This window comes from Streptomyces sp. NPDC088817, from assembly GCF_044750345.1.
Taxonomy (GTDB): domain Bacteria; phylum Actinomycetota; class Actinomycetes; order Streptomycetales; family Streptomycetaceae; genus Streptomyces.
Window position 1 is genome coordinate 362,858 of sequence record NZ_JBIVJN010000003.1, and the last position, 21,996, is coordinate 384,853.

The 21,996-nt window shown below is 72.2% G+C and carries 19 protein-coding genes; 7 read left to right on the forward strand and 12 right to left on the reverse strand.

Annotated features, from left to right (window positions below; translation table 11 throughout):
- Positions 1 to 158 precede the first annotated feature (158 nt).
- The 4 genes from ACIP4X_RS07810 to ACIP4X_RS07825 all read right to left on the reverse strand — a co-directional run bounded on the left by ACIP4X_RS07810 (position 159) and on the right by ACIP4X_RS07825 (position 2,598).
- Entirely contained in the window at positions 159 to 623 is a 465-nt protein-coding gene (locus ACIP4X_RS07810; RefSeq protein WP_401347217.1) for an ATP-binding protein, read from the reverse strand.
- A 153-nt stretch (positions 624 to 776) separates the two neighbouring features.
- On the reverse strand, positions 777 to 1,205 hold the full coding sequence (locus tag ACIP4X_RS07815; RefSeq protein WP_358728881.1) for a (deoxy)nucleoside triphosphate pyrophosphohydrolase: 429 nt from the start codon (positions 1,203 to 1,205) through the stop codon (positions 777 to 779).
- A gap of 42 nt (positions 1,206 to 1,247) precedes the next feature.
- A complete protein-coding gene (locus tag ACIP4X_RS07820; RefSeq protein ID WP_358728879.1) occupies positions 1,248 to 1,433 on the reverse strand; it encodes an SPOR domain-containing protein in 186 nt (61 codons plus the stop codon).
- A 412-nt stretch (positions 1,434 to 1,845) separates the two neighbouring features.
- Positions 1,846 to 2,598, reverse strand: coding sequence for a GntR family transcriptional regulator (locus ACIP4X_RS07825; RefSeq protein WP_358728877.1), 753 nt, complete (start codon positions 2,596 to 2,598; stop codon positions 1,846 to 1,848).
- Between the two features lie 280 nt (positions 2,599 to 2,878).
- Here ACIP4X_RS07825 and ACIP4X_RS07830 point away from each other — a divergent pair, with 280 nt between their 5' ends.
- Positions 2,879 to 3,985: a pyridoxal-phosphate dependent enzyme gene (locus ACIP4X_RS07830; protein ID WP_358728875.1), complete on the forward strand. Its 1,107-nt coding sequence runs from the start codon at positions 2,879 to 2,881 to the stop codon at positions 3,983 to 3,985.
- A 50-nt stretch (positions 3,986 to 4,035) separates the two neighbouring features.
- Here the strand turns inward: ACIP4X_RS07830 and ACIP4X_RS07835 are convergent, their stop codons facing one another.
- The 3 genes from ACIP4X_RS07835 to ACIP4X_RS07845 all read right to left on the reverse strand — a co-directional run bounded on the left by ACIP4X_RS07835 (position 4,036) and on the right by ACIP4X_RS07845 (position 8,151).
- The gene (locus ACIP4X_RS07835) at positions 4,036 to 6,216 is read right to left on the reverse strand and encodes an SNF2-related protein (protein ID WP_358728874.1); all 2,181 of its coding nucleotides are present in this window, start codon (positions 6,214 to 6,216) and stop codon (positions 4,036 to 4,038) included.
- 136 nt (positions 6,217 to 6,352) lie between these two features.
- The gene (locus ACIP4X_RS07840) at positions 6,353 to 7,150 is read right to left on the reverse strand and encodes a class II aldolase/adducin family protein (RefSeq protein ID WP_401347394.1); all 798 of its coding nucleotides are present in this window, start codon (positions 7,148 to 7,150) and stop codon (positions 6,353 to 6,355) included.
- 29 nt (positions 7,151 to 7,179) lie between these two features.
- Positions 7,180 to 8,151, reverse strand: coding sequence for a C-terminal binding protein (locus ACIP4X_RS07845; RefSeq protein WP_358728872.1), 972 nt, complete (start codon positions 8,149 to 8,151; stop codon positions 7,180 to 7,182).
- 207 nt (positions 8,152 to 8,358) lie between these two features.
- Between ACIP4X_RS07845 and ACIP4X_RS07850 the strand changes: the two genes are divergently transcribed.
- From ACIP4X_RS07850 to ACIP4X_RS07860, 3 genes are all read left to right on the forward strand, one after another.
- A complete protein-coding gene (locus tag ACIP4X_RS07850; protein ID WP_401347223.1) occupies positions 8,359 to 9,306 on the forward strand; it encodes an Lrp/AsnC family transcriptional regulator in 948 nt (315 codons plus the stop codon).
- A gap of 158 nt (positions 9,307 to 9,464) precedes the next feature.
- Positions 9,465 to 11,117, forward strand: coding sequence for an amidohydrolase (locus ACIP4X_RS07855; RefSeq protein WP_358728869.1), 1,653 nt, complete (start codon positions 9,465 to 9,467; stop codon positions 11,115 to 11,117).
- A gap of 49 nt (positions 11,118 to 11,166) precedes the next feature.
- Complete coding sequence (locus ACIP4X_RS07860) at positions 11,167 to 12,516, forward strand: MFS transporter (RefSeq protein WP_358728867.1); 1,350 nt, start codon at positions 11,167 to 11,169, stop codon at positions 12,514 to 12,516.
- A gap of 104 nt (positions 12,517 to 12,620) precedes the next feature.
- Here ACIP4X_RS07860 and ACIP4X_RS07865 read toward each other — a convergent pair whose 3' ends face one another.
- The 5 genes from ACIP4X_RS07865 to ACIP4X_RS07885 are packed head-to-tail and all read right to left on the reverse strand — an operon-like array spanning position 12,621 to position 17,998.
- Positions 12,621 to 14,042: an aspartate ammonia-lyase gene (locus ACIP4X_RS07865; RefSeq protein ID WP_401347226.1), complete on the reverse strand. Its 1,422-nt coding sequence runs from the start codon at positions 14,040 to 14,042 to the stop codon at positions 12,621 to 12,623.
- 22 nt (positions 14,043 to 14,064) lie between these two features.
- Complete coding sequence (locus ACIP4X_RS07870; protein ID WP_358728863.1) at positions 14,065 to 15,237, reverse strand: M20 family metallopeptidase; 1,173 nt, start codon at positions 15,235 to 15,237, stop codon at positions 14,065 to 14,067.
- Complete coding sequence (locus tag ACIP4X_RS07875; protein ID WP_358728862.1) at positions 15,234 to 15,911, reverse strand: DUF1028 domain-containing protein; 678 nt, start codon at positions 15,909 to 15,911, stop codon at positions 15,234 to 15,236. Before ACIP4X_RS07875 ends, ACIP4X_RS07870 begins: the two co-directional genes overlap by 4 nt.
- Positions 15,912 to 15,944: 33 nt before the next feature.
- Positions 15,945 to 17,402: a 4-hydroxyphenylacetate 3-hydroxylase family protein gene (locus tag ACIP4X_RS07880; RefSeq protein ID WP_358728861.1), complete on the reverse strand. Its 1,458-nt coding sequence runs from the start codon at positions 17,400 to 17,402 to the stop codon at positions 15,945 to 15,947.
- On the reverse strand, positions 17,399 to 17,998 hold the full coding sequence (locus tag ACIP4X_RS07885) for a flavin reductase family protein (RefSeq protein ID WP_358728859.1): 600 nt from the start codon (positions 17,996 to 17,998) through the stop codon (positions 17,399 to 17,401). Before ACIP4X_RS07885 ends, ACIP4X_RS07880 begins: the two co-directional genes overlap by 4 nt.
- A 143-nt stretch (positions 17,999 to 18,141) precedes the next feature.
- On the opposite strand from ACIP4X_RS07885, the gene ACIP4X_RS07890 reads away from it, so the two are divergent.
- From ACIP4X_RS07890 to ACIP4X_RS07900, 3 genes are all read left to right on the forward strand, one after another.
- Positions 18,142 to 19,068 (forward strand): LysR family transcriptional regulator, encoded by a 927-nt coding sequence (locus ACIP4X_RS07890; RefSeq protein WP_401347397.1) that lies wholly within the window; start codon positions 18,142 to 18,144, stop codon positions 19,066 to 19,068.
- A 93-nt stretch (positions 19,069 to 19,161) separates the two neighbouring features.
- Positions 19,162 to 20,307: a M20/M25/M40 family metallo-hydrolase gene (locus ACIP4X_RS07895; RefSeq protein ID WP_358728857.1), complete on the forward strand. Its 1,146-nt coding sequence runs from the start codon at positions 19,162 to 19,164 to the stop codon at positions 20,305 to 20,307.
- A gap of 104 nt (positions 20,308 to 20,411) precedes the next feature.
- The gene (locus ACIP4X_RS07900) at positions 20,412 to 21,839 is read left to right on the forward strand and encodes an amino acid permease (protein ID WP_358728855.1); all 1,428 of its coding nucleotides are present in this window, start codon (positions 20,412 to 20,414) and stop codon (positions 21,837 to 21,839) included.
- The last annotated feature ends 157 nt before the right edge of the window (positions 21,840 to 21,996 follow it).

A 21,996-nucleotide genomic window follows, 5' to 3' on the forward strand; every position in this document is an offset into this window, starting at 1 on the left:
CACCGGTCACCGGGGGCGGCTGCCCGCAGTATCCAGCACTACGGCGCCGCACGACACGGTGTTCACGATCACAGGACCATCCCGATGTTTTCCGGTCCGGCCTGCGACAACACCAACAGTCTTCTAACCAGGCAGGACCAGGTCGAACCCCGCTCCGCTCACCCCGGCACGGCCAGTTCGAACCAGACCGTCTTGCCGGCGTCGTCCGGGCGGGTGCCCCAGCGGCGGGAGGTGGAGGCGACCAGTTGCAGACCGCGGCCGGATTCGTCGTCCGGGCGGGCCGGGCGTTCGTGGGGCGGCTCGGGCAGCGGGTCGGAGACCTCGACCAGGAGCACCTCGGGCACGTCCGCGAGGCGTCGCAGCCGAACGCCGATGGGACCGGTCGCGTACCGCAGGGCGTTGGTGACCAGTTCGCTCACCAGCAGGGCCGCGGTGTCGCCGAGCGCGTCGAGGTCCCAGTTGCGCAGCTTGCCGCGGACGGCGGCGCGGGCCGTGCGCACCGCGCCGGGATCCGCGGGAAAGGTCCACTCGGCGATGTCGCCATCGGTGTCGATCACGCCGTTCACTTCCCGGGCACGCCGATCGCTTCGCAAGCCGGCAAGCCTGCCCATGTCCGGTTTCATGGGACTAAAGGAGGCATACCCGGTTATGCACCGGCAGTACCGCGATCCGCGGGGCTGTAGCGCGTACGACGGCTCCGTGTGGCACGAACGGCGTACCCGGAGCGCGTTCCGTGTCTCGCGCGCCCCGGGATCCGACGGAGCACACGGTGACGCTCACTCCGCCGGGGCGCCGTCCGCCGGGCCGGCGCCGAGACGGGCGAGGATCTCGCGCACGGCGGGCACGTCCTGGTCCAGCCAGGGGACGCTCCAGATCTCCGCCGGAGCGAGCCAGCGCAGGTCGTCGTGGTCCTGGAGGGGCTTGGGGTCGGCGGAGCCGGGGCGCAGCCGCGCGGTCCACACCTGGAGTTCGTACGGCGGTCGCAGCGGCCAGCTGCCCGGCACGCGCTCGACGGCCTCGGTCTCGACGCCGAGTTCCTCGCGCAACTCGCGCACGAGGGCGGCCTCGGGGCGCTCACCGGGTTCGACCTTGCCGCCGGGCAGCTCCCAGCGGCCGGCCAGCTCGGGCGGCGCGCTGCGGCGCGCGGCGAGCAGGCGGCCGTCGTCGAGCAGGGCGGCACCGACCACCACGATCCGTTCGCTCATGCGCCGGAGCCTACGGGAGCGGGCCGGCGTACGGCGAAGTCGTCAGCCCTCGCCGCCGGCGCTCTGCCCGATCCGCTCGACCCAGTACAGCTGGGTGTCCGGACCGTCGAGGCTTTCCGCGATCTTCTGGGCCTCGGCGCGGGTGGCGTACCTGCCCACGCTGTACCGATTGCCGTTGTCGTCCTGCCGGACGACGAGCCAGGGAAGGGTGATCGTGCCGTCGTTCATCGAGCCCCCACTGCTCCTTCCCGCCCCGGTGCGTCCGGCTCCCGGCCCCCGCCGCGTCCCGCCCGTTGAGGAAACCGCACTCCGCATATGCCTGAGCCTACGCCCAACCTTCACGCAGCGAATACGGCTTTTCACAAAGAGGTAGGCAACCGGCCAGTACGGGAATCGGCCGCCCGGGGCGCACGAAGGCGAACGCGCCGTGCGAGCAGCCCTGGACATCCGCTCGCGGGCATGCGGCAGGCGCGAAGGCGACCTGCGAGAACGGCCGGAATGCGGCGCCCGGGCGGGACGGCGCGGCGGACGGGTGGACGGGCCGGGCGCCGAGGGGGCGCACACCCCCCGGAGTCACCGCTTCCGGACCGGCGTCCGCCCCGCAATGGCCCCCCGGCCCCCGCCCCTCGCGCCGCGGCTCCTACTTCACCGGCAGGTGATACGCCACCCGGTACCGGTCGGCGGGGATCACGATGTCCGCCGTCTCGACGGGGCGGCCGGAGGCGTAGAAGGTGCGCTGGACGACGACCACGACATGGCCGGGGACACCGCCGAGGGCGTGCAGTTCCTCGGCGAGGCCGGGGCGGGCGCCGACCTCCTCCGTGACGTTGTCGACGATGACGTCGATGGCGCGCATGCGCTCGACCACGCCCATGCCGCCGAGCGGGCCCTCCTCGGGCAGCATGACCGGGGTGCGGCCGGTGAGCGCGAGGGGCTCCCAGGAGGTGGAGAGCATCATCGCCTCGCCCGCGTCCCGGAACACGTACTTGGTGCGCATCACGCGGTCGCCGGGCTTGATGCCGAGCCGTTCGGCGGTGGCGCCGCTCGCCTCGGCCTGCGTGCTGCCGGACTCCCAGGTGCCGCGCGCCTCGGCGTCGGCCTGCTCCTGCCGGAACGGCGTGGCGCCGCCGGCCAGGCGGAAGCCGGAACGGGCGACCCGGCGCGGCACGGGCCGCTCGCGCACGTACGTCCCCGAGCCGGAGCGGCCCTCGACCAGGCCCTCGGCCATCAGCACCTTGCGGGCCTCCAGCGCGACCGTGTCCGAGACGCCGTACTCCTCGCGGATTCTGGCCTGTGAGGGGAGCCGGGTGTGCGGGGGCAGCAGACCGTCGACGATCTTCTTGCGGAGATCATCCGCGACGCGCAGGTACGCCGGCTGCTCACCGAAAGTCACTGGCCGCTCCCATCGAGTTGTACAGACAGCAACAGCGTGGCAACCGCGGGTTGTACTTGCAACCAAGGGCCAGAGAATCACTCGAAGTGATGAGTTGCTGAGCGCGAAGGCATGCCCAGGCGCTTTCTGCCCTCTGCGGCCGCCGTCACACCTGCGCAGGCTGGAAAGCGGAGGCGACGGGGGTGCGAGGCCGGGCTGGGAGGGGCGTACGTGCCGTACGGACGTGCCGTGCGGGAGAGATGACGGGGCGTCGGCGAACGCCGCCCCTTACCCTGCGTCCATGACACCTCTGCCGGACCGCTACTGCCCCACCGACGGCGTCCGCGTCCCCGGCGACTCCCTCGCCTGGCGCTGCCCGACCTGCCACGGCCCGCTCGACCTCGACTTCTCCCCCACTCCGGCGTCCCTGAAGTCCCTCACCGGACGGGTCAATTCCCTGTGGCGGTACGCGGAGACGCTGCCGATGCCGGCGCCCACGCTGTCCCTCGGGGAGGGCCGCACCCCTCTCGTGCCGCTGACGGACGAGGTCTCGGCGAAGCTGGACTTCCTGATGCCGACGCTGTCGTTCAAGGACCGGGGCGCGGTGCTGCTGGCCGAGCTGGCGCTGCTCTCCGGCCCGCGCCGGGTGGTCGCCGACAGCAGCGGCAACGCGGGTACGTCGATCGCCGCGTACTGCGCCCGCGCGCGGCTGCCGTGCACGGTGTACGTGCCGCTCGGCACGTCCGCGAAGAAGCTGGAGCAGATCGAGGCGCACGGGGCCCGCGTCGAAGTGGTCGACGGCAACCGCGAGGCGGCGGGCGGGGCCGCGCAGCGCGCCGCGGACGAGCCGGACACCTTCTACGCCTCCCACGTCTACAACCCGTACTTCCTGCACGGCACCAAGACCTACGTGCACGAGCTGTGGGAGGACCTCGGCGGGCGCCTGCCGGAGGTCCTGGTCCTGCCGGTGGGCAACGGCACGCTGCTGCTGGGCGCCGCGCTGGCGATCGCCGAGCTGTTCGGTGCCGGTCTGCTGGACCGGCGCCCGGCGCTGTGGGCGGTGCAGGCGGCGGCGGTCGCCCCGCTCGCGCACGCCTGGGCGGAGGGCGCGGAGGAACTCACCGGCACGACCCCCATGGCCCCCACCCACGCCGAGGGCATCGCGATCCCCCGCCCGCCCCGGGCCCGCCAGATCCTGCGTGCGGTACGGGACTCGGGCGGCACCTTCCTGACCGTGACGGAGGACGGCATCCGCCACGCCCAGCTGGACCTGGCCTCCCGCGGCCTGTACGTCGAGTCGACGGCCGCGGCCTGCTGGGCGGCCGTCCGCGAGGGCGCCCTCGCCGGAAAGTCGGCGGTCGTGCCCCTGTGCGGCGCAGGCCTGAAATCGGGTCTGGCCCAGCCGTAACGCCCGAACCGCACCGAGCCGCGCCGGGCGCGGCGTGGGTGTTCGGGGGGTCAGGCTGTGACTGTCTTCGTGGGTTCGGACAGGCGTTGTTGTTCCTCCTCGACGATGCGGCGGGCGAGTCCGGCGTCGGAGATGTCGACGGCCTCGGGGGTGGCGTCGGCCATGTCGCTGCGCCGGGCGAAGGCGTCGAACAGCCTTTCCTTGCGTGTCAGGATGCGCAGCAGCCGGTCGTCGACGCTGTCCGTGGCCAGCAGCCGGTGGACCCGGACGGCGCGGATCTGGCCCATGCGGTGGGCCCGGGCCACGGCCTGGTGCTCCAGGGTTGGTTTGACCTGCGGTTCGCACAGGATCACCACGGAGGCGGCCTGGAGATTGAGGCCGACACCGCCCGCCTCGATCTGGGAGAGCAGCACGGCGGGTCCGGACGCCCCGGTGAAGTCGTCGACGAGCCGCTGTCTGCGGGCCGCGGGGACGCTTCCGGCGATCGGCCCGAACGCGCTGTCGCCCAGGTCCGCGCGGACGGCGTCGAGCACGTCCCGGAAGTAGGAGAACACCACCGTCTTCAGGCCGTTCGCCGCGGCCTCCGCGACGATCTCCCGCAGCCGCCGCAGCTTCGCGGACGTCTCGGGATCCGCGTAGGCGGCCCGCCGCATCGCCATGAAGTTCCCCTCGGCGACGGCCTCGTGGTAGGCGGCCCGGTCGGCGGGGCCGAGTTCCACCCACTCGTCGGTGTGCACCAGCGCGGGCAGTTCGGTGAGCACGTCCTCCTGGTTGCGGCGCAGGTAGGCGGGGGCCACCGAGCGGCGGAAGGCGTGCGGTCCGGCGGCCGCCTCGAGGTCGCCGACCGCGGGCACGAGGTCGGGCCGGAGGTGGCGCAGCAGGGCGCGGAACTCCTCGACCCGGTTCTCCATCGGCGTACCGGTCAGGAACAGCACGCGCTCGCAGCGTCCGGTCCACACGGCGACCGATCGGGCCCTGCGGGTGTCCGGGTTCTTGACGTAGTGGGCCTCGTCGACGACGAGCATGCCCGGCGGTGTGCCGTCGGGCGCGGGCAGGGTGTGCAGGACGTCGAAGGTGGTGACGGCGACTCCGCCGCGCTCGCACCACTCGGCGTGGGCGTCGCGCCGGTCCGGGCCGTGCACGGCGAGGACGCGCAGGGTGCTGCGGGCGCGGATCTCGCGGGTCCAGTTGATGAGGACGCCGGCCGGGCAGACCACCAGGAAGTGGCTGTGCCCCTCGGCCGCGAGGTGGGCCAGCGCCGCGATGGCCTGCACGGTCTTGCCCAGGCCCATCTCGTCGCCGAGGACCACCCGGCGCTGGGCGAGGGCGAACCGGGCGCCGAACTCCTGGTAGCCGCGCAGGGAGACCCGGCGGTGGGAGTCGTCGAGCCGCTGGGCGTGGACCCGTTCGGCCACCTCCGACGGCACGAAGCCCTCGCTCGCGGCGGAGTCCGGACGCTGTTCGGAGACCTCGGCGAGCCGGCCGTAGTACTCCGCGGGGCGCAGTTCGAAGTCGACCCAGGCCTCGACGTCGGAGGCGGCCGGGCGCAGCAGGTCGGTGGATGCCTGGGCGAGCAGCAGGCGTACGTCGGTGGCGGCGGCGTCGGTGAGCAGTGCGCCGAGTTCGGCGGCCGCGGCCAGGGCGCGTTCGCGGCGCTCGCGGCGGGCCAGCGCCAGCCGCAGCCGTCCGCCGGCGGGGCGGGCCGCGGGCAGCAGCTCGGCCAGCCGGGTGTCCAGCCGCTCGGCCGTGTCCAGGGCGCGGCGCAGTTCGGGGCCGGCCTCGACGAGCCGGTGCAGGGCGATCACCAGGGCGGTGGTGCGGGGTTCGGGGTGGTCGACGTCGACGCGGACGGTGACGGTGTCGGCCACGGCCCGCGCGATCTGCCGGGCGGCGGCCAGCGCCCGGTCGGCGGTCTGCTCGCCCACGCCGGGCATCTGCCGCAGCTCGTACCGGCTCGCCTCGTGCACCGCGCGCACCGTGCGCAGGCCCGCCGCCTCCACGGCGCCGAGGCGCAGCCGTCCCTCGGTGACGTCCCTGAGCCGGGCCACGGGGATGGACTCGAGTTCCAGGGCGACGAGTTCGGCCTGCAGGGGCTCGAAGGCCGCGCGGACGGCGGCCACGGCGGCGGCATGGTCCGTGCGTACGTTCCGCGCCGCCTCGTGCAGCCCGGCGCCCTGCTCGCACAGCTCGCGGACCCCGCGCCCGGCCCGCGCCGGAACCTCCCCCTCCACGCCGCCCCCGTCCGTCCGTGCCGCACGCGCCTCCCCGCCGTGCGGTGCGCGTCCATCGTGGCACGCCGCCCGGACAGCGGATCCGGGCGGCCCGGCCCGGTGGGCCGGTGGGCCGGTGGGCCGGGCGGGCGTACGGTCAGTCCTTGTAGTCGGGGCAGGTCCGGTCGAGCAGGCGCAGCAGCGCCGCCCAGGCGAGTTCGTACGCGTCGGCGTCCTCGAAGTCCGAGGTCGCCTCGCCCGTGAGCTGCCGCGCGGTGTACTCGCAGATCTCGGCCGCCGGGACGACGAGGGGCCCGCCGCCCGCCTGCGCGGTCACCTGGATCTCGCAGGCCTTCTCCAGGTAGTACATGCGCAGGAAGGCCTGGGCCGCGCTCTCGCCGACCGTCAGCAGCCCGTGGTTGCGCAGGATCAGGGCGGGGTGGTCGCCGATGTCGGTGACGAGGCGCCGCTGTTCGTCGAGGTTGAGGGCGACGCCCTCGTAGTCGTGGTAGCCGACGCGCTTGTGGAACTCCATCGACATCTGGTTGAGGGGCAGCAGCCCGTCACGCTGGGCGGCGACGGCGCAGCCGGCCTTGGTGTGGGTGTGCAGCACGCACTGCGCGTCCTCGCGGGCGGCGTGGATGGCGCTGTGGATGACGAAACCGGCCGGGTTGACGGGGTACGGGGTCGGCTCGACCGGGTTGCCCGACAGGTCGATCTTCACCAGGTTCGAGGCGGTGATCTCCTCGAACAGCAGGCCGTAGGGGTTGATCAGGAAGTGGTGGTCCGGGCCCGGCAGCCGCAGCGAGATGTGCGTGAAGATCAGGTCGGTCATCCGGAAGTGCGCCACGAGCCGGTAGACGGCGGCCAGTTCGCGGCGCAGCCGCAGCTCCTCGGCGGCCGGATCGAGGGCCGGCGCGGCGGCCGGGGACGGGGAGGCGGGGGTGCTCAGCAGGTCGGTCACGGGGGCTCCTTCGGGACGGTTCAGGCCTGGGGGTCGACGACGGGGGTGAGGGGACGGCCGGTGCGCTGCCAGGCGATGACGTTCTCGGCGGGCTCGCACACGTACGCGCGGTGCGAGGCGTCGGACAGGAAGGCGCTGTGCGGGGACAGTTGGATGCGCGGGTGGCCGCGCAGCGGGTCGTCGGCGGGCGGGGGCTCCACGGGGAGGACGTCGAGGGCGGCTCCGGCGAGCCGGCCGCTGTCGAGGGCCCGGAGCAGGGCCGCGGGGTCGACGAGTTCGCCGCGGGAGACGTTCACCAGCAAACCGCCCGGCCGCATGCGGGCGAGCAGTCCGTCGTCGACCATGCCCCGGGTCCGGTCGGTGAGCGGGACGTGCAGGGACAACACGTCCGCCGCGCCCACCAGTTCGTCGAGCCCTAGCCGGTCGACACCGGCCGGCCATCCGGCGGGGTCGGCCTGCGGATCGTACGCGGCGATGCGGCCGAAGACCGGAGTCGCGATCCGGACGAGTTCCCGGGCGATGCGGCCCATCCCGACCAGACCCAGCGTCAACCCACTGGCCCGGCGCGGCAGTTCGGCCCTGGCGAAGTCGGTGGCCCAGCCTCCCCCGCGCACGACGGCGTCTGCCTGCGGCAGCCGGCGTACGAGGGAGAGCGCCGAGGCGAGGGCGTGGACGGCGACGTCCTCGGTGGCGGTGCCGGGCAGGTTGGTCACCCACAGGCCGCGGCGGCGGGCCGCGGCGGCGTCGATCATGTCGTACCCGGCCGACATGGTGGCGACGACGCGCAGCCGCGGCAGGCGGTCGAGAAGGGCCTCGTCCACGCACGCGTAGCCGACGATCAGCGCCACCGCGTCATGGGCCGCGGCCGCGATGACGTCGGGGTCGCGGCTGTCGGCGATCCGCACGGCGAACCCGGCGTCGGTGAGCAGCCGGACGCCCGGCTCCGGATCCAGCTCGCCCAGGTCCGTGTAGACGACCACGGGGTGCCCCACGACAGCCTCCTCAACTGATTCGATCGTTCAGAACGCCATCAACTTACGTTTCGACTGATCCGATGTCCATGAGCGATCGACTCGGCCGTACGGTGATGCGCATCACTCACCGGTGGCCCCTGCCGGCGATGCCCGAGAATGACACCGGACCCGGGCGCCGCCGCACCACGGGCCGACACACCGAAGGAACCGAGGGGAACAGCCCAGGTGGATCTGGACCACACCGACCTCGCCGTCGTGCACGAGCTGCAGACGGACGGCCGCCTCACCTACGAGACACTGGCTCAGCGCGTGGGCCTGTCACGGCCCGCCACCCGGGCCCGGGTCCAGCGGATGCTGGACTCCGGCGCGGTGCGTGTGGTGGCCATCGTGCACCCGGCCGTGCGCGGCCTGACCGCCTCGGCGCACCTGTCGATCGACACCCACGGAGCGGCCGGACCGGTGGCGCGGGCCATCGCCGCGATGCCCCAGGCGCCGTTCGTCACCCTCACGGCGGGACAGCGGGCCATCATGACCGAGCTGCGCACCGCGGGGTTCGCCGAGCTGGACCGGGCGATCGAGCGGGTACGCACCCTGCCGGGAGTACGGACCGTCGATCCGCTGATCACCACCCGCCAGCTGAAGGACCCCTACCTGCTGTCCGACCCTCCGGCCGCCGCCGAGCTCGACGAGCTGGACCGGCGGATCCTGGACGAGCTGGAGCGCGACGGCCGGCTGCCCTTCGCCGAACTCGCCGACCGGGTGGGGCTGTCGGCGGGCGCCACCCGGTCCCGCACGCTGCGGCTGCTCGACGGCGGCGTCGCGAAGGTGCTCGCCCTGGTACGGCCCGAACTGCTGGGCATGGGCCACCTCTGCGGCTTCGCGGTGCGCCTGGACGGTCCCGCCGATCCGGTGGCCGAGCGACTCATCTCCTGGGACCGCGTGTCGTTCCTGTCCGCCTGCATCGGCCGGGCCGATCTGGTCGGCACCATCACGGCCGAGTCGCTGCCCGCGCTCCTCGCCACCCTGGAGCGCATGCGGGCGTGCGAGGGGGTGAGCGGCGTGGAGAGCTGGCTGCACATGGAACTGGTCAAAGAGCGCTACGACCCGGGAGCCCCGGCGCCGGCCCCCGCGCCGGACACCGGAACGGGAACCGCGGACACCCACCCCCTCTGACGAACGATCCGTAACCCAAGACCCTCAACACCTTCCGAAATTTTTCTGTGAAGCACCTCTAGCAAATCTGCCGTTCGTTATCTATCGTCCAGGCGAACGAATCAGCCGACGTGTCGCGTCCGCACATCTTCGGCGTCCCCTGGTCGAAAGCAGGCCCCATGCACCACCCCCTCGACGACCCCGACCACACCCTGCTGGTGACCGGCGCCGCGATCGCCGCCGCCGGCACCACGACCCGCGCACAGGCCCTGGCCGTGCGCGGCGACCGGATCGTGCACGTCGGCACCGCCGACGACGCCCGCGCCGCGCTCGGCCGCGTGGACCGCGAGCTGAAGCTCGACGGCGGTCTGGTCCACCCCGGTTTCGTCGACGCGCACTGCCACCCGGTGATGTACGGCCAGGCCCTGGCCTGGGTGGACTGCCGGCCCGAGCGCGTACCCGACATCGACACCCTGGTCGACGTGCTGCGCGAGGCCGCCCGCGGCCTGCCCGCCGGAGTCCCGGTCCGCGGATTCGGCTACGAGCACCGCCGCCTCGCCGAACGCCGCCACCCCACCCGCCACGACCTCGACCGCGTCGCCGACGACCGCGAGGTCTACGTCATGAACGCCTCCGGTCACGGCGGCGTCGTCAACTCCCACACGCTGCGGACCTGCGGCATCACGGCCGGCACCCCGGATCCCGAGGGCGGCAGCATCGGCCGTACCGCCTCCGGCGAGCCCGACGGGCAGCTGTGGGACGCCGCGTGCGACCTGCTCACCGGGCCGGGCGGGGTGAAGATCGGCAACCACGGCCCGAACTTCCACCTCACCGAGCCGGACGCCGTCATGGCCGACCATCTGGCGCGCGCCCAGGAGGTCTTCCTGGCCGCCGGTGTCACCACGGTCGGCGACGCGCAGGCCTCGCGCCGCGAGATGGAGACCTACCTGCGGGCGCAGGAGTCCGGCTCCCTGCGCATGCGGGTGTCGGCGTACCTCACCTCCGCGCTGCTGGACACCGCGCTCGAACTCGGCGTCGTCCACGGCTTCGGCGGCGACCTGTTCCGAGTGCAGGGCGTGAAGTTCTACGCGGACGGCACACTGGGCGGCTGGACCGCCTACTTCCCCGAGGGCTACGCCGCCGACTGCTGCCACCACGGGCAGCTGTACCACTCGGTCGACGAGTACGCGGAGATCGTCGCGCGAGCCCACCGGGCGGGTCTGCAGACCGCGACGCACGCCCAGTCCCCGTACGCCATCGGCATGGTCCTCGACGCGGTCGAGAAGGCGCAGGCTGACCGGCCCCGGCCGGACATGCGGCACCGTATCGAGCACAGCGGCCTGCCCACCGACGAGCAGATCGACCGCATGGGCGCGCTGGGGGTCGTCCCGGTGATGCAGCCGCAGCACCACCTGCGGACCGGCGACGGCACGCTCACCGCCGTCGGGGAGCTCGGCCACCGCTACAACCCCGCGGGCCGGTGCCGCACGGCCGGCGTTCCGGTCGTCTTCAGCTCCGACGCGCCGGTCGCCCCGCCCGCCCCGCTGGAGGCGGTCTCCGCGGCCGCCACCCGGCGCACGGTCCTGGGCACCGTGCTCGGCGACGAGAGCCTGCGGCTGCCGGTCGCCGACGGCCTGCACGCGCACACCGCCGCGGCCGCCCGCGCCCTGCACCGCGAGCACGCGGTGGGCGCGCTGGCGCCGGGCATGCTCGCCGACTTCGTCGTCCTCGACGCCGACCCGCTGCACACCCCGGCCGGCGAACTCGCCGGCATCGGCGTGCGCGAGACCTGGATCGGCGGCACCCGCGCCTGGGCGGCCCCCGGCCGCTGAGGCTCCCGCCCCCGCTCCCCCGTCCCCACCCTCAGCCCGGAGGTCCCGCATGCCGGACCGCACCCACCAGCCCGATCCGAGAAACGCGCGCAGAGCCGCGCTGGCCGCCCTGGCCGGCACCTCGATCGAGTGGTACGACTTCTACGCCTTCGCCACCGCCGCGGCCATCGTCTTCAACGACGTCTTCTTCCCCGCGGACATGCCCTCGCTGCTCAAGACCCTGTCCGCCTTCGGCACGTTCGCCGTCGGCTTCCTGCTGCGCCCGCTGGGCGGCGTGGTGTTCGGGCACATCGGCGACCGGGTGGGCCGCAAGAAGACCCTCGTCATCACCCTGCTGATGATGGGCGTCGCGTCCTTCGCCATCGGACTGCTGCCGACCTACGCCCAGGTCGGCGCCCTGGCTCCGGTGCTGCTCATCGTCCTGCGCCTGGTCCAGGGCATCGCGATCGGCGGCGAGTGGGGCGGCGCGGTGCTGATCGCGGTGGAGAACGCCCCGAAGAACAGGAGGACCTTCTTCGGCTCGTTCGCCCAACTCGGTTCGTCCGTCGGCGCCCTGCTGTCCACCGGCGCCTTCAGCCTGATGAACCTCTTCGGCCACGACGCGTTCCTCAGCTGGGGCTGGCGCGTGCCCTTCCTCGCCTCCGCCGTACTCGTCGGCATCGGACTGGTCATCCGCGTCAAGCTCGAGGACTCCCCGGTGATGTCCGAGGTGCGCGAGGAGCGCGAGGAGAGCGGGGAGGCCAAGCCGCCGGTGGCGGAAGTGCTCCAGAAGGCCTGGCGCACCGTGCTGGTCGGCGTGTTCGCCCTGGCCACGGCCACCGGCGGCTACTACGTGGTGACCAGCTACCTGCTGTCCTACGGCACGGGGCACCTGCACCTGTCCGAGTCGATGCTGCTCAACGGCCTGACGCTGGCGGCCTTCCTCGAACTGCTCGTGACTCCGGGCCTGTCCTGGATCGGCGACCGCGTCGGCGCGCACAAGGTCGTCATCGCCGGGCTCGCCGGAGTCGTGGTCCTGGCCGCGCCGCAGTTCATGGTGATGGGCACGGGCAGCGTCGCCCTGATCTACCTGATGATGCTCGCGATGCGGTTCGTGATGTCTGCCCTGTACGGACCGATCGCCGCGATCCTCGCCGAGGGCTTCGAACCGCACGTCCGCTATACCGGGATCTCCCTGTCGTACCAGGTCTGCAACCTGATCTTCGGGGGCTTCGCGCCGGTGGCCTGTGTGTCCCTGGCCGCGCTGGCGGGCGGCCACTACTGGCCCCCGGCCGTCCTGCTGATGGTCATCTCCGCGATCGGCATCTGGTGCACGACGCGACTGCACGTCGCCCGCGTGCGACGGGAGGCCGCTCGGCCGGCCGCCGCGGAGGCGGATCCGCTGCCGGCGGTCTCCTGACGGCTCATGGTGAGGGCGGGCCCACCCGGGCCCGCCCTCACCGACGCACCGCTTCAGCCGACGCACCGCTTCAGCCGACGCACCGCTTCAGCCGACGTACCGCTTCAGCCGTCGGACCGCCGCCCGGGCCGCGGGCCCACGAGCCGTTCGGGGTCGCCGAGCAGGGCGAGCAGGGTCGTGTCGTCGAGCAGGTTCTGGGCGCGGATCTCCTCGACCACGCTGGTTCCGTTGGCAAGCGCCGCCTGGGCCACCTCGGTCGCGCGGTGATACCCCAACTGCGGTACCAGCGCGGTCACCAGGCCGATCGAGCGCTCGACCCCCGCCCGCAGCAGGTCCCGGTCGGCGGTGATGCCGTGCACGCACCGGGTCGCCAGCAGACGGCAGGCGGCGGTCAGTTCGGCCACCCCCTGGAAGAGGCAGCGGGCGACGACCGGTTCGAAGGCGTTGAGCTGGAGCTGCCCCGCCTCGGCGGCCATCGACACCGTGACGTCGTTGCCCACCACGCAGAACGCGACCTGGTTCACCATCTCCGCGATCACCGGGTTCACCTTGCCCGGCATGATGCTCGACCCCGCCTGCACCGCGGGCAGCCGGATCTCGGCCAGACCGGCCCGCGGACCCGAGGACAGCAGCCGCAGATCGCTTGCCACCTTGGACAGCCTCACCGCCGTATGTTTGAGCACCCCCGAGAACTGCACCAGCGCGCCCACGTCCTGTGTCGCCTCCACCAGGTCCGCGGCGGAGACGAACGGCCGGCCGGTGAGGTCCGCCAGGTGCCGGGTGGCGAGCCCGGCGTACTCGGCGGGGGCGTTCAGCCCGGTGCCGATCGCCGTGCCGCCCAGGTTGACCTCAAGGAGCAGGTCCCGGGCCTCGCGCAGACGCCGCTGGTCCTCGGCGGCCATGACGGCGTACGCGCCGAACTCCTGGCCCAGGGTCATCGGCACCGCGTCCTGCAACTGGGTCCGGCCCATCTTGAGGAAACCGGCGAACTCCGCCGCCTTGGCCCGGAACGCACCTTCGAGCAGCGCCAGCGCGGCGAGCAGGTCGTCGGCCGCCTCGCAGAGCCCCACCCGCAGCGCCGAGGGATAGGCGTCGTTGGTGCTCTGACCGAGGTTGACGTGACCGTGCGGGTCCAGGTGCGCGTAGTCGCCGCGGGGGCGGCCCAGGATCTCCAGGGCCCGGTTGGCGATCACCTCGTTGGCGTTCATGTTGGTCGAGGTGCCGGCCCCGCCCTGCACGACGTCGACCACGAACTCCTCGTGCAGCTCCCCCTTCCTGATCTGCTCGCAGGCCTCGCCGATGGCCCATGCGCGGTACTCGTCGAGGAGACCGAGGTCCCGGTTGGCGAGCGCGGCCGCCTGCTTGACCGTGGCGAGCGCGCTCACCAGGTGCGGGTACGACGAGATCGGTGTGCCCGACACCGGGAAGTTCTCCAGGGCGCGGGCGGTGTGGATGCCCCAGCGCACACCGTCGGGCACGTCGAGGCGACCGATCAGGTCCCGCTCGGTGCGAAACGAGGTCGTCATGCCGCCCCGCCTTTCTGTTCGGTCATCGGGCGGCCCGCCCGCCGTCGAGCAGCCGTGCCCGCAGGTCGTCGAGAGTGGCCAGGTCGAGACAGGTCCAGGCCATGGCGAGGGCGCCGTCGAGGACCGCGCGGTCGGCGGCCGGACCGGCGCAGTGCGCGGCGAACTCCTTCTGGTGGTTGACCGCCGGAAGCGAGTCGATGCCCAGATACGGATGGATGGCCGGCACCCGCTGCGAGACGTTGCCCATGTCCGTGGACGCCCGGTTCATCCGGGAGGCCGCGCTCGGCTCGGGGAACGTGCGGCCCAGCGCGGTGGCGTTGCCGACGTAGAGCGCGAGCAGGTCCTCGTCGGTGGCGAAGTCGGCGTAGGGCGGGCTCTCCGGCTCGATCTCAAGGCGGCAGTCCGTCGCGAGGGCGCCGGCCTCGAAGCACCGGTTCACCCGTGTCTCGAGTTCCGCGAGGTCGGCCAGGTTCTCCGCGCGGACGTACCAGCGGCCCTCGGTCAGCTCGGGAATCGCGTTGGGGGCCTCCCCGCCGCGGGTGACGATGCCGTGCACCCGTGTTCCCGCACCGAGGTGCTGGCGCAGCAGCCCGATCGCCGTCTGGGCGACGGTGAACGCGTCCGCGGCGTTGCGCCCGTACTCCGGGTAGGCCGCCGCGTGGGAGGCCCGCCCGTGGTAGCGGACCCTGTTGTGCGCGACGGCGAACGGCTCGGCCCTCGCCACGTCCAGCGGTCCGGGGTGGATCATCATGGCGGCGTGCACGCCGTCGAACCCGCCCCGGTCGAGCATCAGGATCTTCCCGCCGCCGCCCTCCTCGGCCGGGGTGCCGAGCACGGTGACGGTCAGCCCGGCGTCGTCGGCGAGGTCGGCGAGCACCCCGGCGGCGCCCACCGCCGCGGCGGCGATGACGTTGTGCCCGCAGGCGTGTCCGAGGCCGGGCAGGGCGTCGTACTCGGCGCAGATCGCGACGTTGAGCGGGCCGCTGCCGATCCGCGCCCGGAACGCGGTCGGCAGCCCGCAGAACCCCGGCTCGACGGTGTAGCCGAGGCCGTCCAGCTCCTCCGCGACCCATCGCGCCGCCCGCTCCTCCTCCCAGGCGACCTCCGGATGCGCGTGCAGGCGGTGGGACAGGCGCACGAGCCGGTCCGACAGACCGGGCAGCCGCGCCGCCGCCCGGTCCTTGAGCGTGCTCACAGGTCGCCCGGCACGCCGTAGCTCGGCGCCTCGGCGGGGTTCAGCGCACGGGACAGGTAGTCCCGCTTCTCCTTCGCCCACCGCCGCCAGAGCTGTTCGAGCTCGCCCATCGGGTCGTCGTCCGCCCAGTCCACCCGCAGGTCGGTGACCGGCCAGCTCACCCGGTGCACGACGACGAGCCCGGCCGAGTGCTCCGGCCCCTCCTCCCCGCCGGCGTCCCGGCCGGCGAGCAGTCCGGCCAGCAGCCGCTCCTCGAACCCGGCGCCCTCGGCCTTCTCGTAGGCGGCCAGCATGGCGTCCACCACGCCGGGGTCCGAGAGCAGGTTGCCGGCCGCGACGACACCGTCGCCCTCGACGGCCCGGTGGGTGCCCAGCGTGCCCTCGCCGGAGAACGCGGCGGTCCGCCCCTTCGCGTCCACCACCGCCAACTGCCGGTAGCCGCTGTACTCGTCCGACGCGACGGCGGCCGCGAGCGCGTGCCGCGGGTCCACGCCCTCCGCCAGCAGCCCCAGCAGCCGCGGCCCGAGCGCCGGATTGGTGACGTTCTGCGAGGCGGCGGCTCCGACGCCGCTGCGGACATGGGCGCACCGCGCGGCCACCGCGGGGCTCGAAGAGGTGACGACGACACCGAACGCGCCGGTGGTCCCGTCACGGGCGATGAGGGAAAACGTCATGGATGATCCTCACTGTGCGGGCGCGCGGCGCGGTCAGCGCGACGCGTCGACCTTGTCGGACAGCTCGGCCGCGGCCTTGACCAGGTCCAGCGGGCCGTCGAAGTCGAAGTTGCGGTACACGGCGCCGAGTTGCGCGAACGGCGGGGACTGCGCGAACAGCTGGAACGTCAACCGGTGCCCGGCGTAGTCGCTGTTGAGCAGGTCGCGGGCGAAGGCCAGCAGCCGGCGCCGGTCCTCGGCCACCCAGTTCTCGTTGACCGTGTAGTACTTCTCCAGCCACGGGCCGACCTCGGGGTCACCGAACGTCGCCGTGTCCGGGGTGATGCAGATCTGGCCGCCGCACAGCTCACGGGCGGTGTGCATCATGACCGGAAGCTGGGACAGCGCGACCACGCGGCCGGTGTAGAGGAGCGACTGGTTCGGCATCAGCAGGCCGCCCGGGCTCGGCTCGGCCATCGCGATCGCGGCCGTCAGATGCGCGTTGACGCTCTCCCGGTAACAGGCGAGCTGGGCCAGCTTCTCCTGCACGGCGGGCTGCTTCTCGAGGCCGGTCTGCTTCACGTTCCACAGGGCGGCACCGATCATCAGGTCCGCCAGGTGCAGGGTGCGCTGCACGAACGGGAAGGCGCTGTAGCGGTGCAGAGTGGCGCGGATGAAGGAGGCGGCGCGGGTGTGCTGGTAGAACAGCACGTCCTCCCACGGGATCTCCACGTCGTCGAAGATCACCAGCGACTCGACCTCGTCGACCCGGTTGGCCAGCGGGTAGTCGCTCGCCGGGGCGCGGCCGGCGAATCCGTTGCGGCAGACGAACTTGAGGCCCGGCGCCCCCATGTCCAGCACGAATCCGACCGCGTAGTCGGACATCGCGTCGTTGCCCCAGTTGGCGATGGTCGGCTTGGTGAAGGCCTGGTTGGCGTAGGCCGCGGCGGTCTCGTACTTGGCGCCGCGCACCACGATCCCGTTGTCGGTCTCCCGCACCACGTGCAGGAGCATGTCCGGGTCCTGGTCCCTGGGCGCCTTGGACCGGTCGCCCTTGGGGTCGGTGTTCGCCGAGACGTGGAACGGGTCCGCGGTGACGGCCCGGGCGATGTGCCGCCGGATGTTCTCGGAGAAGCGCGGGTCGACCTCGTTGAGCACGTCCTGGCCGTCGTAGAGGGACCACATCTCGCCGATGGTCTCGTCGCCGACGCGGGTGGCGACCCCGCCAGCGGCCCGCTGCACCAGGTCGACCGCGGCCCGCTTGTCGTGCCAGTCCTGCCGGGTGCGGGGCAGCTTGTTCGCGACGGCGTTGAGCTCGCCCGTCCCGGCGTCCTGGTAGGTCATCCGGGCCTGGGTCGCCTCCTCGTGCGCCAGGTCGTATATCCGGGCCCGGACGTCGACGATCGGCTTGAACATCGGGTGCCGGGTGACGTCGTCGACCTTCTCGCCGTCCACCCAGATCTGCCGGCCGTCCCTGATGGACTCGCGGTACTCGTCGCCTGTACGGATCATCGTGTCGTCCTTCGCTGCTGGTGGTGGACCGGACCGGAGCCGGGGAAGTCGGGGAACGTCGACGGCGGGAAGGTCTCGGGCTGCGCGTAGCGCCGGTCGCTGTAGACGAGCGGGGTGCCGCCGTCGACCGTGACGTCGCGGATCACACCGACGTAGACGTGGTGGGTGCCGACGGTGAGCACGGTGTGCAGCCCGCAGTCGAACGAGGCGACGGCGTCCGCGATCCGCGGCGCGCCGGACAGCGTGCGCACCCACTCGCCGCAGGTGAAGTCCCACTTGTCCTTGCCCGGCCAGGGACGGCCGGCGAAGGTGTCCGCCACGTGGTCGTGCTGGGTGCCGAGGACGCTGACCGCGAACGACCCGTGCGTCTGGATCGCCTCGTTCATCGGGCTCCGCTGGTTGACGCAGACCAGGAGACTCGGGGGATCCTCGGACACCGAGCACATCGCGCTCACCGTCTGCGCGAACCGGCCCATTGGGCCGTCCGTGGCGACCACGGTGACTCCGGTGGCCGCGGCGCCCATGGCGGCCCGGAACCGGGCCGCCGGGACCGACGTGATCGTGGCCGTCTGCACATCTGTCTCGGGGCTTGGCACGACGTCGCCTCCTTCGGGGAAAGGGCCGTGCTGACTTGCCGAGAAGTATGTGAGCGGCTTCTGCCATAGGACCAACAGAACTTTTTGTGGACAGCCTTCGATTTCGCTTATACGTTTCGGGCGGCAGAGAGGACCGCGTGGCCATGCACGAGATCAGTTTTCGACAGCTCGAGTACTTCGTCGCCGCCGCCGAGACGGGCAGCGTCACGGCCGCCGCCGCGAAGGTGCACCTGACCCAGTCGGCGGTCTCCACCTCGCTGGCCGAGCTGGAGGAGAACCTCGGCGTGCAGCTGTTCCTGCGGCACGCCCGCGGCCTGAAGCTGACCGCCCCGGGACGGCAGGCGCTGGCGGACGCGCGGCGGCTGCTGTCCGGCGTCGACGAGCTGCGCGACTCGGCGCGCTCGGTGACCTCGTCCCTGTCGGGCAGCCTGGTCGTGGGCTGCTACAGCACACTGGCGGCGGTGCTGCTGCCCCGGGTCATCGCCGACTTCGTCGCGAAGTACCCGGACGTGGACCTCAGCTTCATCGAGGGCTCCGACCAGCACCTCGTGAGCCGGCTCCGCGCTGTGAGCTGCGACATCGCCCTGATGTACGAGGCGGACGAGTTCAGACTGGCCAAGGACCTGCGGATGACGGCGCTGTACGCCGCCGAGCCCTACGTCCTGCTGCCGGCCCGCCATCCCCTGGCGGCCCAGGACGAGATCGGCGTGGCGGAGCTGGCCGCCGAACCGATGATCCTGTTCGACCTCCCGCCCGGCGCCACCTACTTCCTGTCCCTGTTCAAGGACGAGGGCCTGACACCGAACGTGCGCTACCGGGCGACCAACTTCGAGATGGTCCGCTCGCTGGTCGCCCACGGCCTCGGCTACGCGGTGCTGACCCAGCGCCCTGGCATCCCGATCAGCTACGACGGCCTGGAGATCGTCACCCGGCCGCTGGCCCCCCGGCCGCCCGGACTGAACGTCGGCATCGTGCGCCTCGCCGATCTCGCCCCCAGTCGCCGTGCCGTCGCGTTCGCCGCGCAATGCGCCGAGACCCTGGGCGGAACCATCGATTCCTTCGATGGTTGATTTCAAATAATTCTGTTTGTTCTAACTTCGCGTTTGCTGGCTGAATGACCTGCACTCCAGCTCAACCACTCAGCCGGACGGAGACGCAAGTCCATGCCGAACCGCGATCTCGACCTTCTCCTGCAGACACTGGCCATCGATTCCACCTGGGGCCGGGAGCGGGAACTCGCAGAGTTCATCGCCGACCAGCTCCGGCAGTGGGGCGCGGACGAGGTGCGCCTCGTGGAGTCGATGCCGGGCCGCCCCAGCGTTGGGGCCCGGATCAAGGGAACGGGCGGCGGCAGGTCGCTGATCCTCAACGGCCACCTGGACACCTACGAGGTCTCCGGGGACTGGGACACCGACCCGTTCGCCCCCTACGTCGCCGACGGAAGGATCTACGGTTCGGGGATCGCCGACATGAAGGCCGCCACCACGGCCTCGCTCGCGGTGATGCGCCGGGTCCTGGAGTCGGGTACGCGGCCGCGCGGCGACCTCGTCTTCCAGGGCGTGTCCTGCCACTTCGAGGGCGGCGTCGGCACGCGTTCCCTGATCGACGCCGGCTTCACCGCCGACGCGGCCGTCTGCGGCGAGCCCACGGACAACACCATCGGCGCGGTGCACCGCGGCGCGGCCTATCTGGAGATCACGACCTACGGCAAGCAGGCCCACACCGCGGGCAAGCACCTGGGGCTCAACGCGATCGAGACGATGGAGCCGATCCTGGCCGGCCTGCGCGAGCTGGAGGGCACCCTGCCCTACGAGCCCCACCCGGAGCTCCCCGGCGGTCCGATCCTCAACATCGGCACCATCCAGGGCGGCACCAAGCACAACCAGGTCCCCGACCGGTGCACCGTCTCGCTCGACCTGCGGCTGCTGCCGTCCCAGGACCCGTACACGGTCCGGCAGCAGGTCATCGCCATGATCGACAAGCTGAGCGGCGACGACCCCCGGATCAGGGCGACGGTCGAGTTCAGCCCCCACTGGCTCAGCGGCCCGCGCCTGCCGTACGAGATCGCCACCGAGGCGCCCATCGCCCGCACCGTCGCCGACGCGGTGCGCACCGCCGGCGGGGACCCGGAGTTCCGCGGCATCCAGTTCTGGACCGACATGGTCCCCCTCAAGCAGGCCGGTATCGACGCGGTCAACATCGGCCCGGGCACGCCCCCCTACAACTGGGCGAACGAATGGGTCGAGACGAGCAAGTACCTCGAGATCGTCGAGATCTACGCGGCCACCGCCCACGCGTGGTGCTCCTGACCCGTGGTGCGTACGACGCGTGGTGCTCCCGACCGGAGCACCTCCAAGGACGGCTCCGACTTACCCCTCCCCCTCGTCGTATTCCGAGAAGAACGAGGTCCACCGTGGCAACGACCAGTGATCGACCCGTTTCGACCGTTCCCCACGAAGAGGCCACCGCTCCCGGCGGCGGACTCAAGAGATCCCTGAAGAACCGGCATCTGACGATGATCGCGCTCGGCGGCATCATCGGTGCCGGGCTGTTCGTCGGCTCCGGTGCGGTGATCAACCAGACCGGTCCCGCGGCGGTGCTGAGCTACGCCGTCAGCGGCGTACTGATGATCTTCGTCATGCGAGCCATCGGCGAGATGGCCGTGCTGCGGCCGTCCGCGGGCTCGGTGGCCAACTTCGCCCGGCACGGGCTCGGCAACTGGGCCGGGTTCACCATCGGCTGGCTCTACTGGTACTTCTGGGTCGTCGTGGCGGCCATCGAGGCCGTCGCCGGGGCCGGCATCCTGGGCGGCTATCTGCCCTCGGTGCCCACCTGGGCCCTGTGTCTGGGCCTGATGCTGGTGATGACCGCCATCAACCTGCTGTCGGTGAAGGCGTACGGCGAGTCGGAGTTCTGGCTCGCCTCCGTCAAGATCGCCGCGATCATCTTCTTCGCCTGCGTCGCGCTGGTCTTCCTGTTCGGCGGCACCGGCCGGCCCAGTCCGGGGCTGAGCCATCTGTTCGGCTCCGGCGGCTTCTTCCCGATGGGTGTCACGGCCGCGGTGATCGGCAGCGTGACGGTGCTGTTCTCCATGGGCGGCGCGGAGATCGCCACGATCGCGGCCGCCGAGTCCGAGAAGCCCGCCGAGTACGCCGCCAAGGCGACGAAGCAGGTGATGTACCGGGTCTTCACCTTCTACGTGCTCTCGGTGCTGCTCATCGTGTGCATCGTGCCGTGGGACTTCTCCTTCTCCGGCAAGATCATCAAGAGTCCGTTCGCGGTCGCCCTGGACGCCGCGGGCATCCCCTACACCTCGGTCATGATGCAGGTGGTCGTGCTGACCGCGGTGCTCAGCTCGCTCAACTCCTGCCTGTACATCACCTCGCGCATGCTGCTCACCCTGGCCGAGCAGGGCGAGGCGCCGAAGTTCCTCGCCAAGGTCAACTCCCGCGGTGTGCCGGTCCGGGCGATCCTCGCCGGGACCTCGATGGGCTACCTCGCCGTGGTCGCCAACTACTTCTTCCCCGAGCAGGTCTTCATCTTCCTCATCAACTCCTCAGGCGCCATCCAGCTCATCTACTACATCGTGCTGGTGGCGGCCCAGATCCGGCAGCGCAGGCGGATCGAGCGCGAGGGCGGCGAGCCGATCAAGCTGAAGATGTGGCTCTTCCCGTACCTGTCCTACGTGACCATCGCGTGGATGGCCGGAGTGCTCGCCGTCATGGTGGTCATGCCGGAGACCCGGCCCCAGGTGGGGCTGAGCTTCCTCAGCCTGGCGGTGGTGCTGGCCGCGTACGGGTACCGGGTCCGCGGCCGGCGGCGGGTGGCGCGGGCCGCCTGAGTCCGCGGTCTCCGGCCGGTGGCCCGCCCCGGCCGGAGACCGCGCATCCCCCGATCCGCGGGTTGAAGCCCCATACAGACCGCCCTCCTTATGGGTTCCGCACACATGCCCTCTCTCCGTCCCCCGTGCCTAATGTGGGCCGCCGCGGGGGGACGGA